The 14,272-nt window shown below is 64.2% G+C and carries 8 protein-coding genes; 4 read left to right on the top strand and 4 right to left on the bottom strand.

What is annotated here, in order from left to right; translation table 11 throughout:
- Positions 1-21: 21 nt before the first annotated feature.
- Positions 22-1,293: a dermonecrotic toxin domain-containing protein gene (locus tag HAQ05_RS25390; protein ID WP_190426341.1), complete on the bottom strand. Its 1,272-nt coding sequence runs from the start codon at positions 1,291-1,293 to the stop codon at positions 22-24.
- A gap of 151 nt (positions 1,294-1,444) precedes the next feature.
- Here HAQ05_RS25390 and HAQ05_RS25385 point away from each other — a divergent pair, with 151 nt between their 5' ends.
- A complete protein-coding gene (locus HAQ05_RS25385; RefSeq protein WP_190426338.1) occupies positions 1,445-2,809 on the top strand; it encodes a multicopper oxidase family protein in 1,365 nt (454 codons plus the stop codon).
- Entirely contained in the window at positions 2,809-3,285 is a 477-nt protein-coding gene (tadA, locus tag HAQ05_RS25380) for a tRNA adenosine(34) deaminase TadA (protein WP_190426335.1), read from the top strand. Before HAQ05_RS25385 ends, tadA begins: the two co-directional genes overlap by 1 nt.
- A 67-nt stretch (positions 3,286-3,352) precedes the next feature.
- Here tadA and mltF read toward each other — a convergent pair whose 3' ends face one another.
- Positions 3,353-4,819, bottom strand: a complete 1,467-nt coding sequence (gene mltF / locus HAQ05_RS25375; protein ID WP_190426331.1) for a membrane-bound lytic murein transglycosylase MltF — start codon at positions 4,817-4,819, stop codon at positions 3,353-3,355.
- Between the two features lie 180 nt (positions 4,820-4,999).
- Between mltF and purL the strand changes: the two genes are divergently transcribed.
- Together purL and HAQ05_RS25365 are read left to right on the top strand one after the other, a co-directional pair.
- Entirely contained in the window at positions 5,000-8,899 is a 3,900-nt protein-coding gene (gene purL / locus HAQ05_RS25370; RefSeq protein WP_190426328.1) for a phosphoribosylformylglycinamidine synthase, read from the top strand.
- A gap of 1 nt (position 8,900) precedes the next feature.
- Positions 8,901-9,212 (top strand): YqfO family protein, encoded by a 312-nt coding sequence (locus tag HAQ05_RS25365; protein WP_190426325.1) that lies wholly within the window; start codon positions 8,901-8,903, stop codon positions 9,210-9,212.
- Between the two features lie 35 nt (positions 9,213-9,247).
- Here HAQ05_RS25365 and HAQ05_RS25360 read toward each other — a convergent pair whose 3' ends face one another.
- On the bottom strand, positions 9,248-13,798 hold the full coding sequence (locus HAQ05_RS25360; protein ID WP_190426322.1) for a hemagglutinin repeat-containing protein: 4,551 nt from the start codon (positions 13,796-13,798) through the stop codon (positions 9,248-9,250).
- A 23-nt stretch (positions 13,799-13,821) separates the two neighbouring features.
- A partial coding sequence (locus tag HAQ05_RS25355) for a ShlB/FhaC/HecB family hemolysin secretion/activation protein (protein ID WP_238936590.1) occupies positions 13,822-14,272 on the bottom strand: 451 nt, incomplete at its 5' end.

The raw sequence follows: 14,272 nt of genomic DNA, 5'->3' as shown, positions 1-14,272 counted from the left end.
GGCTTCAGGCGCCCAGGCACCCTACAGAAATACGCTGTTGAACAACAGCTCGACCGCGCCGCTGATTGCGCCTACCACACCCGCTTGCCGTTGCGCGGTGGTGCTGCCATTAACGGCCTGGTCGATGTTCAGGCCCATATCGGCCAAGCCCGCGCCAACCACCGCCAACGCAACGGGCCAATCCAGTGCAGCCATGGGCCCGAACACCCGGTTCACCGCGCTCAGGTAGCCCATCCACATCTGTTTGCGCAGGTCACCGTTGCCCCGCAGGGCGATAGCTGCGTCGCTGGCCATCCTGGCTCGGCAACGGTCGCGCAGGGCGCTGAACAGGTCGCCGTGGATGGGCGCACCCAGGACCTGCAGCAGCGAATGATCTTGGCTACCCCAGGTGGTATAGAGCAGGTCGATGGTGTGGGTCAGGCCAGCGGCGCGCTCAGGGTCAGCCACATCGCTTAGCGAAAAGTGCGTGAGGAACTGCGCACGGTTGTCGGCTGCGTTGTTGTTCATCAATAGCCACCAATGCAGGTCTTGCAGGCTTTCGAAGGCGTGGAACGCTTGGACCTGGCCGGGCACGTACAACCAGCGGCGGCCGCTGGGTGCCACCAGGTGCACGATGTCGGTGGTTTGGTAGCCGCCGATGTTTAGCCAATGGGCCTGCAAGCCTACCAGTGGCACGCCCCGCTCCAGCATCGGTACGTTCGCCGGCGCGGTGGTGCCGCCTGCGGTCGCTGCCAGCAGCGTGCTGACGTCGGCATCGCTCAGGTAGCCAGCCTGGCGATCCTCCAGCGCCTTGGCGATGAACGTGGCCTTGGCCAGAGTGCGATAAGCCTGTGCGTACTGCTGCCAAAACTGCTCGAGGGCGGTGGTGTAGCGGGTTTTGAAGGCGATGTTCCAAAACGCTTGCAGCACGTGGTCCGGTAACAGGCGAACCTCGTGGGCCTCATCAAATGCCTCGGCGCTGGCCGGTACGGTATAAAAGCCGCTCAGTACCCGCAGGTTATCGGCGGCGTCTTGGTCCTGGGCGCTAAACCGCCGCATCACAAGCTGCACCAGCGTCAGGCTTTCCACAGGGTGCCCGTAATGTGCCCAACCCGTGTAGGTTCGCGGGCTGCTGGCAGCGTCGCTGAACCGGTGCCAATACACCGCATCTGGGTCCAGCGAGTGGATGCCGTGGTCGGCCAACAGGTCCAATGCCACCTGGCGGGCCATTTGGCGCAGGTCCGGGCAGGCCAGGGCCATCGCCCGCGCGGCATCGTGCAAGGCGAGCAAGTCGGGTGTGGTGGATGTCGTCATATCGGTGCGCTCCTGGTCAAAGGAGCTGCAGGGTGCCCAAGCGTTGTTGGCGGGGTGCGTTAGATAGATGTTGTTACGTGATATGTAATGAAATGAAAGGCACCCTTGGCGCTTGTATTCTTGGGCGCTTTACATCTATGCGGGTGAAGGCATGGCGGTGACTCGGCGGCAATTAGTGGCCGGTGCCAGCGGGCTTGCCGTTGTGGCGGGCGGCTGCGCCCTGGCGCTGCGGTATGGGCTGGGGCGCCAGGCGCCTGCGTTGCATTTGACCGCAGCCGAGCACGCCATGCCCTTGGTGCCCGGCTGTGTCACGCCAGCATGGGCGTACACGCACACCGCGCCTTGCGCCGAATTGCGCGTGCGCCAGGGCGAGCGATTGCACGTGCGGTTCCATAACCGCTTGCCGGTGGCCACCACGGTTCATTGGCACGGCATTCGCCTGCCGTTGGAAATGGACGGCGTGCCCTATGTGTCGCAAATGCCGGTATTACCGGGGGAGTACTTCGATTACCGCTTCAAGGTGCCCGATGCGGGCAGCTATTGGTATCACCCGCACGTGGCCAGCGCCGAGCAGTTGGGCCGGGGGCTGGTTGCGCCGTTGATTGTCGAGGAGCGCGAGCCGACCGGTTTCGCCCACGAGCGCACGCTCAGCCTGAAAAACTGGCACGTCGATGAACGGGGCGCCTTCATGCCCTTCAGTGTGGCCCGCGAGGCGGCCCGCAATGGCACGTTAGGGCGGCTGTCGAGTATCAACGGGGTACCGCAGGGCACCCTCGACGTGCCGGCCGGGGAGGTGACCCGCGTGCGTTTGCTGAACCTGGACAACACGGCCACCTACCGGATCAACCTCAGGGGCGAGTTCCAGGCGCTTATTTATGCCATCGACGGCAACCCGATCATGCCCCGGCCGTTGCGGGGCGATTACTGGCTAGGCCCGGGAATGCGCCTGTGCCTGGCGGTGCGTGCCCCAGCCGCCGGGGGGGAGGTTGCCTTGCGTGACGGGCCGGTTCGGCTCGGAACCTTGCGTTCAGTGCCCGGCGATGGGCGGGGCCAACAATGGCCGCCGGCATTGCCGCCGAACCCCTTGCCGGAGCCGGACCTTGCCCATGCCCAAACGCTGGTATTCAACTTCGAATGGGCCGGTAAACTCTCGGTGGGTACCGCCCTAGGCCGCGCGCCCAGTTTGTGGCAAGTCAACGGTGTGGCGTGGGACATCGACGACAAAACCTGTGCCGAGCGCCCGATTGCCCGGTTGCAGCACGGGCGCAGCTATATCCTTGAACTGCGCAACCTTACCCAGTATCAACACCCGATCCACCTGCACGGCATGAGCTTCAAGGTGCTGGCTTCGAACAAACGCCACATCGAGCCTTATTTCACGGACACATTCCTCCTGGGGCGTAACGAACGTGCCCAAGTGGCGCTGGTAGCGGATAATCCTGGCACGTGGATGTTCCATTGCCATGTGATCGATCACATGGAGACTGGCTTGATGGCGGCTATCGAGGTGTCCTGATGCGTCAACCGTTCATCGTCGATCGCAGCCGCGATCACGATTTCATGCAGCAAGCGTTAGTGCTGGCCGAGCAAGGCGCGGCCTTGGGGGAGGTGCCGGTGGGCGCCGTGCTGGTGCAAGGCGGCGAAGTGATCGGCCGCGGCTTCAATTGCCCGATCACCACCTTCGACCCCAGTGCCCATGCCGAAATGGTCGCCATCCGTGACGCCGCCCGCGCCGTGGGTAACTACCGCCTTCCGGGCACCACCCTGTACGTGACCCTCGAACCCTGCAGCATGTGCGCGGGGTTGATCGTGCACTCGCGCATCGCCCGCGTGGTATTTGGCGCCACCGAACCCAAGGCCGGGGTGGCGCAAAGCCAGGGCCGGTTTTTCGACCAGTTGTTTCTCAACCATAGGCCGCTGTTGGAGGGGGGGGTATTGGCGCAGGCATGCGGGCAGGTGTTGAGCGCGTTTTTCAGCAAGCGGCGGGGGTAGCCGGGTTTAACCGCCAAGCCCCGGCGAACCGCGGGTGGCGCGCAGCGTTTGGCCTGGCCATTGCCCTTTATAGCGGCCCCGAATCCTGCCCCTGGCTCGGTTTGCTTTTGTCTACCCCTGGCACATGCAGGTTACCGTCGACCACCTGGTTGCCTTCGCCCTGTGGCTGCGTGACCCAGGTCAGGATGTCGTAGTAACGGCGGATGTTGGCCACGAAGTGCACGGTTTCGCCCCCGCGGGCATAGCCGTAACGGGTTTTGCTATACCACTGCTTTTGCGCCAGGCGTGGCAGCATTTTTTTTACGTCCAGCCATTTGTTAGGGTCCAGCCCCTCGCCCAGGGCCAGCTTGCGGGCGTCTTCGAGGTGGGCGGTGCCGATATTGTAGGCGGCCAGGCCGAACCAGGTGCGGTCTGGCTCTTTGATGCTGTCATCGAGCTGGTCGACCATCGAGGCGAAGTACTTGGCCCCCCCCATGATGCTTTGGCGCGCGTCCAGGCGGTTGGCCACGCCCATGGCTTGGGCAGTGTTCTGGGTCAGCATCATCAGCCCGCGTACACCGGTCTTGGACGTTACAGTGGCTTGCCACATCGACTCCTGGTAGCCGATGGCGGCGAGCAAGCGCCAATCGACCTTTTCCTCACGGGCGTAGGCCTGGAAGTGTTTCTCGAACTTGGGTAGGCGCTCTTGCAAGTGTTGGGCGAAGGTATAGGCGCCTACGTAGCCAAGCACGTCCACATGGCCGTAGTAACGCTCCTTGAGCCGCTGCAGGGTGCCGTTCTTGCGCGATTGGTCGATGAACGCGTCGATCTCGTGAAGTAGGCTGTTGTCTTCGCCCGGCGCCACGGCCCAGCGCTGGTCACGGGCGTCGCCCAGGTCGAAAGCCACCCGCACATTGGGGAAATACACCTGGTTCATTGCCACTTCGTTAGAGTCGACCAGGGTGTAGTCGATTTGGCCCTCGTCTACCATGCGCAGCAGGTCGACCACCTCGACCTGGTCGGAGGCCTCGTAGTCGAGGCCCGGATACTGCTGCTTGAGCTCGGCCAACTGTTCGGCGTGGCTGCTACCCTTGAGCACCATGATCTTCTTGCCCACCAGGTCTTTGGGCTCGGTGGGGCGTTGCTGGCCATTGCGGTAGATGACCTGCGGTGTCACTTCCAGGTAAGGATGGGAGAAGCGCACTTCCCGCGCACGCTGTTGGCTGCTGACCAAGCCGGCGGCGGCCAGCGCCGGGCCGCCAGGTTTGCCCAACTGGCTGAACAGGTCGTCAATGTTGTCGGCGGTCTGGATCTCTAGCTTGACCCCCAGTTGGTCGGCGAAGCGCTTGACCAGTTCGTATTCGAAGCCGGTTTCGCCGCTGCGGTCCTGGAAATACGTAGCGGGGCTGTTACGGGTGATCACGCGCAGCACGCCATCCTCCTTGATGCGCTCGAGCGTGCTGGGTTTGTCGTCGCAGCCGTTGAGCGCCAGAAGAAGGCCAATCACCAACAGCCACGTGAAGTGGCACAAGCGTAGGGCGGTCTGGGCAAACATGCGCAGCAGTATACTTAAAGCGCCAGCGCCACCATATATCGACAGCTTCAGATATCTCTGATAGGCCACTGCAGGTGAACCAGCCGTCAACGCCCCATGCGCTACAGGTGCCCTGCGCGGGCGGTTTAGGCTAGAATGCTCGGCCTTTATGCACACCCCCTTCCCGAGGCTGTTCCGAAGATGCTGATCCTGCGCGGTGCTCCTGCCCTTTCTGCCTTTCGCCACGGTAAATTGCTGGCGCAACTGACCCAGAAAGCCCCCGCTGTCACGGGCGTTTACGCTGAATTCGCCCATTTTGCCGACGTGACTGGCGAGTTGGCCGCTGAACAGCATAAGGTACTGGGCCGCCTGCTCGAATATGGCCCCAGCGTGCCGGTGCAGGAGCCCTCGGGGCGGTTGTTTTTGGTGTTGCCGCGTTTTGGCACCATTTCGCCATGGTCGAGCAAGGCGACCGATATCGCGCATAACTGCGGCCTGGCCGGGGTGGCCCGCCTGGAGCGCGGCGTGGCCTACTACGTGGCCGGCGACCTCGACGAGGCCGCCGCCGCGCGGGTGGCCGAGGCCCTGCACGACCGCATGACCCAGTGGGTTTTGCCGCGCCTGGAAGACGCCGCCGGGCTGTTCAGCCATGCCGAGCCCAAGCCGCTGGCCGCGGTGGATGTACTTGGTGGTGGGCGCGGGGCGCTGGCCAAGGCCAACGTCGAGCTGGGCCTGGCCTTGGCCGACGATGAGATCGACTACCTGGTCGACGCCTTCCGAGGCTTGGGGCGTAACCCTCACGACATCGAGCTGATGATGTTCGCCCAGGCCAACTCCGAGCATTGCCGGCACAAAATCTTCAATGCCAGTTGGGATATCGACGGCCAGGCTCAGGAAAAGAGCCTGTTCGGCATGATCAAGAACACTTACCAACTGCACAGCGAAGGCGTGCTTTCGGCCTACAAAGACAACGCTTCGGTCATCGTTGGGCATGTCGCCGGGCGTTTCTTCCCGAACCCCGACACCCGTGAATACGCGGCTGTTCAAGAGCCCGTGCACATCCTGATGAAGGTCGAGACGCATAACCACCCGACCGCCATCGCCCCGTTCCCTGGCGCCGCCACCGGCTCCGGCGGCGAAATTCGCGACGAAGGCGCTACCGGCCGTGGCGCCAAGCCCAAAGCGGGGCTGTCGGGTTTTACCGTGTCGAACCTGAACATCCCGGGTTTCGAGCAGCCTTGGGAGCAGCCCTATGGCAAACCTGAGCGCATCGTGACCGCGCTGGACATCATGATCGAGGGCCCGCTCGGTGGCGCCGCGTTCAACAACGAGTTCGGCCGCCCGGCGTTGGCCGGTTATTTCCGTACCTTCGAGCAGGCCGTGGGCACCGCCCAGGGTACCGAGGTGCGTGGCTACCATAAGCCGATCATGCTCGCCGGCGGGCTGGGCAACATTCGCCAAGAACATGTGCAAAAGGGCGAGATCAGTGTCGGTGCCAAGCTGATCGTGTTGGGCGGCCCGGCCATGCTGATCGGCCTGGGTGGTGGCGCGGCTTCGTCCATGGCCACCGGTGCCAGCTCCGCTGACTTGGATTTCGCTTCGGTGCAGCGCGAGAACCCCGAAATGGAGCGCCGCTGCCAGGAGGTCATCGACCGTTGTTGGCAGTTGGGCGAGCACAACCCGATCAAGTTCATCCACGACGTGGGTGCGGGCGGGCTGTCCAACGCGTTCCCGGAATTGATCAACGACGGCGGCCGTGGCGGGCGCTTCGAGCTGCGCAACGTGCCCAACGATGAGCCCGGCATGGCCCCGATGGAGATCTGGAGCAACGAATCGCAAGAGCGTTACGTGATGGCGGTGGACGCCGCCGATTTCGAACGCTTCCAGGCCATTTGCGAGCGCGAGCGTTGCCCATTCGCAGTAGTCGGCGAGGCCACCGAAGCACGCCAATTGACCGTGAGCGACAACCACTTCGGCAACAACCCGGTCGACATGCCCCTCGATGTGCTGCTCGGCAAGGCGCCGCGCATGCACCGCAAGGTAGCCCGGGAAGCCGAGCGAGGCGATGATTTCGACGCCGCCGCGCTGGAACTCGAAGACAGCGTGCAGCGTGTGCTGCGCCACCCGGCCGTGGCCAGCAAAAGCTTCTTGATCACCATCGGCGACCGTACCATCACCGGCCTGGTCGCGCGCGACCAAATGGTCGGCCCGTGGCAAGTGCCGGTGGCCAACTGCGCAGTCACCGCCACCAGCTTCGACGTGTATACCGGCGAAGCCATGGCCATGGGCGAGCGCACCCCCCTGGCCTTGCTCGACGCGCCCGCCTCCGGGCGCATGGCCATCGGTGAAACCCTCACCAACCTCGCTGCCGCACCCATCGCCAAACTCTCCGACATCAAGTTGTCCGCCAACTGGATGGCCGCGGCCGGCCACCCGGGTGAGGACGCCCGCTTGTACGACACGGTCAAGGCCGTGGGCATGGAGTTGTGCCCGGCGTTGGGCCTGACCATTCCCGTGGGCAAGGACTCGATGTCCATGAAAACCCGTTGGCACGAGCAGGGTGCCGACAAAAGCGTGACCTCGCCGCTGTCGTTGATCGTCAGCGGCTTCGCCCCGGTGAGCGATGTGCGTCACGTGCTCACCCCGCAGTTGCGCCTGGATAAGGGCGAAACCGACCTGATCCTGATCGACCTGGGCCGCGGCCAGAACCGCATGGGCGCGTCGATCCTCGCCCAGGTGCACGGCAAGCTCGGGCAACACGCGCCGGATGTAGACGACCCCGAAGACCTCAAGGCGTTCTTCGCGGTGATCCAGGGCCTGGGCAGCGATGGCCACCTGTTGGCCTACCATGATCGCTCCGACGGCGGCCTGCTGACCACTGCGCTGGAAATGGCCTTTGCCGGCCACTGCGGCCTCGACCTGCGCCTCGACACGCTGGCGCACAGCGAGCAGGAAATCAACCCAGTGCTGTTCAACGAAGAGCTTGGCGCGCTGATCCAGGTGCGCCAGGACGCAACGCCGCTGGTGCTGGCGCAATTCAGCGCCGCCGGGCTGGGCGATGATTGCGTAACGGTGATCGGCAAACCGGTCAACAACGCCTCGGTGGCAATCAGCTACGCCGGCCAGGTGGTGTTCCAGGGCGAGCGCCGGCTATTGCAACGGCAATGGGCCGAGACCAGCTATCGTATCCAGCGCCTGCGCGACAACGCCAGTTGCGCGGACCAAGAGTTCGACGCACTGCTGGAAGAAGACAACCCGGGCCTGTGCGTCAAGTTGGGCTTCGACGTGAACGATGACGTGGCTGCCCCTTACATCAAAAAAGGTGTGCGCCCGCGCGTGGCGATCTTGCGTGAACAGGGCGTGAACGGCCAGGTCGAAATGGCTGCGGCGTTCGACCGCGCCGGCTTTACCGCCGTCGATGTGCACATGAGCGATATCCTCAGTGGCCGCGTCGGCTTCGAAGGCTTCAAGGGCTTGGTGGCCTGTGGTGGTTTCTCTTATGGCGACGTGCTCGGTGCCGGTGAGGGTTGGGCCAAATCGGCGCTGTTCAATCCGCGCGCGCGGGAAGCCTTCCAAGGTTTCTTCGCGCGCAGCGACAGCTTCACCCTCGGCGTGTGCAACGGTTGCCAGATGCTCTCCAACTTGCACGAACTGATTCCGGGCAGTGACTTCTGGCCGCACTTCGTGCGCAACCGCTCCGAGCAGTTCGAGGCGCGGGTGGCGATGGTGCAGGTGCAAGAATCCAATTCGATTTTCCTGCAAGGCATGGCAGGCTCGCGCATGCCGATCGCTATCGCTCATGGTGAAGGCCATGCCGAGTTCGTGAACGACCAGGCCTTGGTCGAGGCCGACGTGTCGGGTTGCGTGGCGCTGCGCTTTGTCGACAACCACGGTAAGGTCACCGAAACCTACCCGGCCAACCCCAACGGTTCACCCCGTGGTATCAGCGGCCTCACCAGCCTGGACGGCCGCGTGACCATCATGATGCCGCACCCGGAGCGGGTGTTCCGCGCGGTGCAGAACTCCTGGCGCCCAGACGAATGGAACGAAGACGGCGCCTGGATGCGCATGTTCCGCAACGCGCGGGTATGGGTTAACTGAGGTGTTCAAGTTGTGCTTTTTCGTTCCGCCCAGCCACCTGGAGGCGGTGAAGCAAGCGCTGTTCGCCGCTGGCGGCGGTAGGGTCGGGGCCTATGACCATTGCTGCTGGCAGGTGCTGGGCCAGGGGCAGTTCCGCCCTTTGCCCGGCAGCCAGCCGTTCATCGGCAGCACCGGCGAGGTGGAGTACGTGGGGGAATGGCGGGTGGAGCTGGTGGTGGCCGATCACCTGATCGAGCCGGCCATCGCCGCGCTCAAGGCCAGCCACCCCTATGAAACCCCGGCATACGAGGCCTGGCGGTTGGCGGACTTATAAACAGTACGGGTGGGCCATGGCCCACCCGTAGGGTTTCAGCCCCGCTTATGTTCGATTTTTGCCTCCAATACTTGCTCGCGGTCATGCCCGCCGGTGCGGATAAGCCCGGTGTTGAAGTGCTCGTCGGCCTTGGCTTCGGCGCTTTTGCTGCCGACCAGTTCGCCCAGCACATTGCTGATCAGGTCCTGAGGAGAAACCGAGCCGTTCAGGCTCACATCGGCGCGGTAGTCGCGCCCCTTCAGGCCCTCGGTGTGGACCGGCCCCTCTCCCAGGTTCACCTGCCCTAGTATTGCCTTCAGCACAGCGCCATGCAGGCGAGTGCTGCCCTCGACGGTCAGGTCGATGCCATCGCGGCCGCGTATCTCGGTGGGCTTGGCGGCGTTGGTGCGGTGGGTACGGACCACGTCCAGTGCCAGGCTCGGGCTGGTATTCGGGTCCAGCGCCTGTATGTCCTTACCGGCTTTTTCTTTAACTTTGCCGCCCAATGGCCCAGCCACGGCGGTCACGGCGTTAAGCAGGCCCTGCGGGTTATGCTCGCGGCTGATACGCCCGTCCAGGTTCACCTCGGTGCCCACCACGCGGTCTTGCCGGGTCGCCACGGTCAGGTCGCCGCCGACATGGCCGCTGATCTGCTCGGCGTTCACCCTTACACCTTCAAAACGCGCGCTATCGGCGCTGGCCAGGTTCAAGGTGGTGGTGGTAATGCCGGTGTTTTCGTGGGTGAGGCTGTCGAGGTTATCGACCTTGACCTTCAGCCGCGCATGCAGCCCAGACGCGTCGGTGTCTTTGTTTCCGGTACGCAGGGTGTTGGCGCCCGCCCCGGCAGTAATGGCCAGGTTGTCTTTGGTTTCGGTGGTGCGCGCCGCTTCGACCAGCACGCCGCCATAAGGCGCTTGCAGGTCCATATGCTTGCTACGGACCTGCCCCCCTTGCACATGCAAGGCTCGTTCGCCGGTGCCGCCGGCGACCAATGCGAGTGTGTCGACCATCAGCTTAGCGCCTTGCTCCTGGCGGCTGCGTTCGGCGCTGCGGGCGATGTCTATATGCCCGCCGAGCCCGCCACCCTTGCTGGCCTCGGCGGCGGAGAGGCTCACTTGCAAGCCGCCGCCCAGGCGCTCGCCCGCCTTGCTGCGCTCGTTCATGGCCGCAGCCATCTCCAGTGTGCCGCCGGCCTTGACGCTCAGGCTTTCGAGCGGCGTGGCCAGCGTTCCGGCGCGCAGGCCTTCGGCCTTGAAGTCTCCGGCCACCTCGAACGTCGCGGCCTTGCCGTCTATGGCCGCCACCACCGCCTGGCTGCCCTGGCTACTCTCCACTGCGTGGCTGGCGCTGCCGCCGCCGCCGAGGCTGCGAGCCTTGTTCGGCGCGGTACCGGCTTTCGCCCAGGCGAAGCCATCGGTGGTGGTGGTGCTTTGAGTTTCGCGGTCATTGGCTTGCACGATCTGCAGGTCGCCACCGACCTTGGCGTTGACCTCGCCCTTGAATTGGGTGCCCTCATAGCGGCCGTCGGTGCCTAGCTGAATGGGAATGCCGCCGGCGCTCTCTATCAGCGAGGGTACGGCTTTCGCACGGTGTTTTTGCTCTGCCAGCGAACTGCCAATGCCCTGGAGCCTGCCGTTGATATCTGCGCTGGTGACTGTGTCTACTCGCACGGAACCGTTTACGTCCAAGCGGGACACTTCGCTGCTGTAGGTGTCATGGGCGGCGGTCATTTCGTGGCTGTTCGCCTTCACGCTCACCTGGCCTTCGCTGGCCTTGTAGCGGGTACCTTGGTCGGCGAGTTTGCCGGCGACTTCCATGCTGACTTGGGCGCCCTGTATGTCGGCGACCTTGGCCTTGCTGTGCTGCTCGGTCGCAGATCGCTGGCCATAATTACCGACCAGGTCGATGCCAAGGCTCGGAGCGTCCAGCGCTTCTTCGAGCCCTTTCTGGAACGCCACCTGGTCGCGGCCTTCTATGACCTTCTGAATGGGCCGGGTCAAGTCCCGGGTTTCGGCGTTAAGCCCCGCGGTGCCTTCGGCGACGGTGCGTGAACTGTTCTGGCGTGCGGTGTCATGCACCGCTTCGTTGTTCACCGTTCCGGCTTTGAACTTCACCTCGCCGCTCGCCTTGATCTTCGCCCCACGGTTGTCGACTTGGCCCTTGCCGTGGTCGGCGGTCAGTAAGGTGTCGCTGGTGCTGGTGATCTCGGTTCGTTCGGCAACGGTGGTCTCGCGGCCCTGGCGCTCGCGGGTGTGCTCACCGTAGGAAAAACTGCCAGAGCGGTCCATGCCGCCGGTCACCCCGATGCCTGCCCCAGAGGTGTGGGTATCGGTGTTTTCCTGATGCAGGCTACTGCTGCTGCCGAGCACGATGCGTTGGCCCGATACCTTCACGTCGCCGGCGCTGGCATTGACCTGGGCGCTGTCTAGCCGCGCGGTGCCGCCGGCGTCGAGTTGCACGGTCGCGCCCTCGAGAGAGGCACGTGCCAACGTCTCATCGACCGTTTCGCTGGTTTTGCCCACTACTTCGTAACCTGCCTTGGCCTGGTACTGCATGGAGCCGGCCTTGTTGTCTTCTTTTTTCTGGGTTTCGCCGGCCGAGGCGGCGAAGTGCCGGTTGCTGTTCTCGCGGTGCTCGGCCCGCCGGTTGCGCTCGGGTACTACCAGCACATCGCCTGCGGCCTGGATATCGAGCGCCGCGCCGGCTTTTGCGCTGGAGCCTTTGACCTCGACGTGGGTGGCCGAGGCGATGCGCAAATTGCTGGCGGAGCTGGCTTCGCTGGCCTTGGCTTGCATGCTCTGGTTGTGCTCGGCCTGCTTGTTACCGAAGGCGCCGAATACCGTATGGTCGCTGGTGGTGTGCTTCACCTGCTTGAGGTTGTGGCTGCTTTCCAACACAACCGCACCGGTTTTGCTCTGAAGCGTGGCATCGGCCTGGCCGTGCACCCGGCTACCCGTGATGCGCACCTGATCGGCGGTCACCGTCAGCACCCCGCCAGCCTCGATGTTGCTGCCTACCTGCAGCGTTGTGCTGCCCTGCTTGTTTTCGCGGCGCTTGCTGACCAGCCCGCCGAGGTGGTCGCCGCCGTGTTCGCGGTATACCTCGGCCTCGGTCAGCTGTTCGCTTTCGACTTTTAGCTCGCGCGCCAGCACCGCCATGTCCGCAGTGCTGCGCACTTCGCTGCCACGTACCCCAATGTCGCCGCTGCTGCGCAGGCTCACGGTCTGCGCTTCGATGCGCGTGGGCACCAGCCGTTCGCTGGTGCTTTGGCCGGTACTGTCGTTGCCCCAAAGGCCCTTGCGGTGGATGGTGCGGGTGTTGACCTCGGTGCTGTCCTTGGCGGGCAGAATGTCGAGCGAGCCTGCGGCGTCGAAGCTGGTGTGGTTTTCGGCGCGGATGTCCGTCGCCTTCATCGCCAGGTTGCGGCCGGCGTTGAATTCGACATTCTCTTGTGCGGTGATCACGGTTTGCGTGTGCTCGGTCTTGTGGGTGGTGCGCTCGACCTTTTTGCGCTCCACCACCGTGCCGAGGAACCTGCTGTTCCAGTTTTCTGGCCGGTCGCTGCGTTCGCTGCTACGGCTGCCGGGGCTGATTCGTATATCGCCGCCGGCGTGGCCGCGCACATTACGCGCCGCGGCGCGAGTGTTGTTAATCAGCAGGTCGTCACGGGCATTGAGGCTGATGTCGCCTTGGCTGGCAGCCAGGCGGGTGGCCTTGGCCAACTCGCCCACCCGCAAGCCCCCGGCAGAGCTCACCTCGATGCCGCCGGTTTCGGCGAAGAAATCCGTGCCGGCCATGCGTACGCCGGCGCCTTCTGCTGTGCTGACGACACGGATGCGGCCCACCCGCATGCCGCCCAGCAGGCTGGTGTCGATGCCGACTTCGCCATCGCCCTGGTGTGTTCCCAGCACTTGGCCGGTGGAAGGGTCGACGCTGTTGCGGCCGGTGATCACTGTGAGCGCGCCACTCAGGTTCGCTTCGCCGTCGATGTGGACCTTCGGCGCGATCAGGTCCACCGCCCCCTCACTGGACAACCCGGCCGTGCCGACGTCCAGTTGGCCGCGGGCGTCGAAGGTATTCAGGCCGGTAATGCGCCCGCCTTCGAGCTGCGGTGTGCCGACCAGAAACGCCGCATGGGGCGAATTGATCAAGCGGCTGCCATTGACGTGTATCCCATTGGGGTTGGCGAGGATGTAATCGGCAGCGTGGCCGAAAATTTCCTGGGGGCCATGGATGCGCGATGCGCCGGTGCCGACCACCTCGTTGAGGATCGTGGTGGCGGCCGCACCGTTGAACCGGCTGTTGGCATTGAGCTGGCCGGCCAGTATCGAACGGCCGGCGTCGAGCGAGTTGTTCAGCACCGCGCCCGGGCGGCCGACGTTGTATTCATTGAACTGGTTGTGCGACAAGCCCTGGGCGTTGGGCGCGACGATATCGACCACCGGCACGTCGCCGTGGGGCACCACCAGGGGCATGCCGCCGGCGCCCGCGACGGGGACGATACCGCCATTGGCAATGGCGCTGGCCGGTGCCAATAGGATGGCCGCAATGGCCCAGCGCAAGGGGTCGGCGTTAAGCCGGGAAGGGAAGGGTAATGGCTTTCTCACAGGTCTTTTCCTTATTGTGGTGGTCAAAAACGCGCTTGCAGTAGCACCTGCCAATAGCCGCCGTAGCCATGTCGGCGGCTGTGGTACAGCGGGTGTTGGTAGTCCAGGTCCAGTTGCAGGTCGCCCCGGCGCAGGTTCAGGCCAACGGCCGAACCTGCCAGGCGCGTGTTGGGCTTCTGGCCTTGGCCCAGGTCCAGGCCCAGCCGCGGGGCGGCGATCAGGCCCTGGGCATAGCGACGGGGAAAGCTGACGGTGTTGTGCCAGGCAAGGCCGCGGGCATGGAACGCCCCGCCGTCGCGAAAGCCGCGCACGTTGTAGCTGCCGGTGAGCGGTAACAGGTCCATGGGCGGTAGGCTGTCATCGCTGTATTGCGCCACCCATTGGCTGTTCCATTGCCAGGCCTGGCTAAAGGTATGGCTGGCATAGCTGTGGCCGAACTGCAGGCCCCAACTTTGAAAGCGCGCCTTTTGCGGG

It is taken from the genome of Pseudomonas typographi (assembly GCF_014694385.1).
Taxonomy (GTDB): domain Bacteria; phylum Pseudomonadota; class Gammaproteobacteria; order Pseudomonadales; family Pseudomonadaceae; genus Aquipseudomonas; species Aquipseudomonas typographi.
The sequence above is the reverse complement of the archived record's forward strand: the minus strand, read 5'-3'. Positions and strand labels throughout refer to the sequence as shown.

Bases quoted from the DNA above. Each gene is read 5' to 3' on its own strand.
- mltF (WP_190426331.1), bottom strand. From the start codon at position 4,819: ATGTTTGCCCAGACCGCCCTACGCTTGTGCCACTTCACGTGGCTGTTG.
- HAQ05_RS25385 (WP_190426338.1), top strand. From the start codon at position 1,445: ATGGCGGTGACTCGGCGGCAATTAGTGGCCGGTGCCAGCGGGCTTGCC.
- HAQ05_RS25390 (WP_190426341.1), bottom strand. From the start codon at position 1,293: ATGACGACATCCACCACACCCGACTTGCTCGCCTTGCACGATGCCGCG.
- purL (WP_190426328.1), top strand. From the start codon at position 5,000: ATGCTGATCCTGCGCGGTGCTCCTGCCCTTTCTGCCTTTCGCCACGGT.
- tadA (WP_190426335.1), top strand. From the start codon at position 2,809: ATGCGTCAACCGTTCATCGTCGATCGCAGCCGCGATCACGATTTCATG.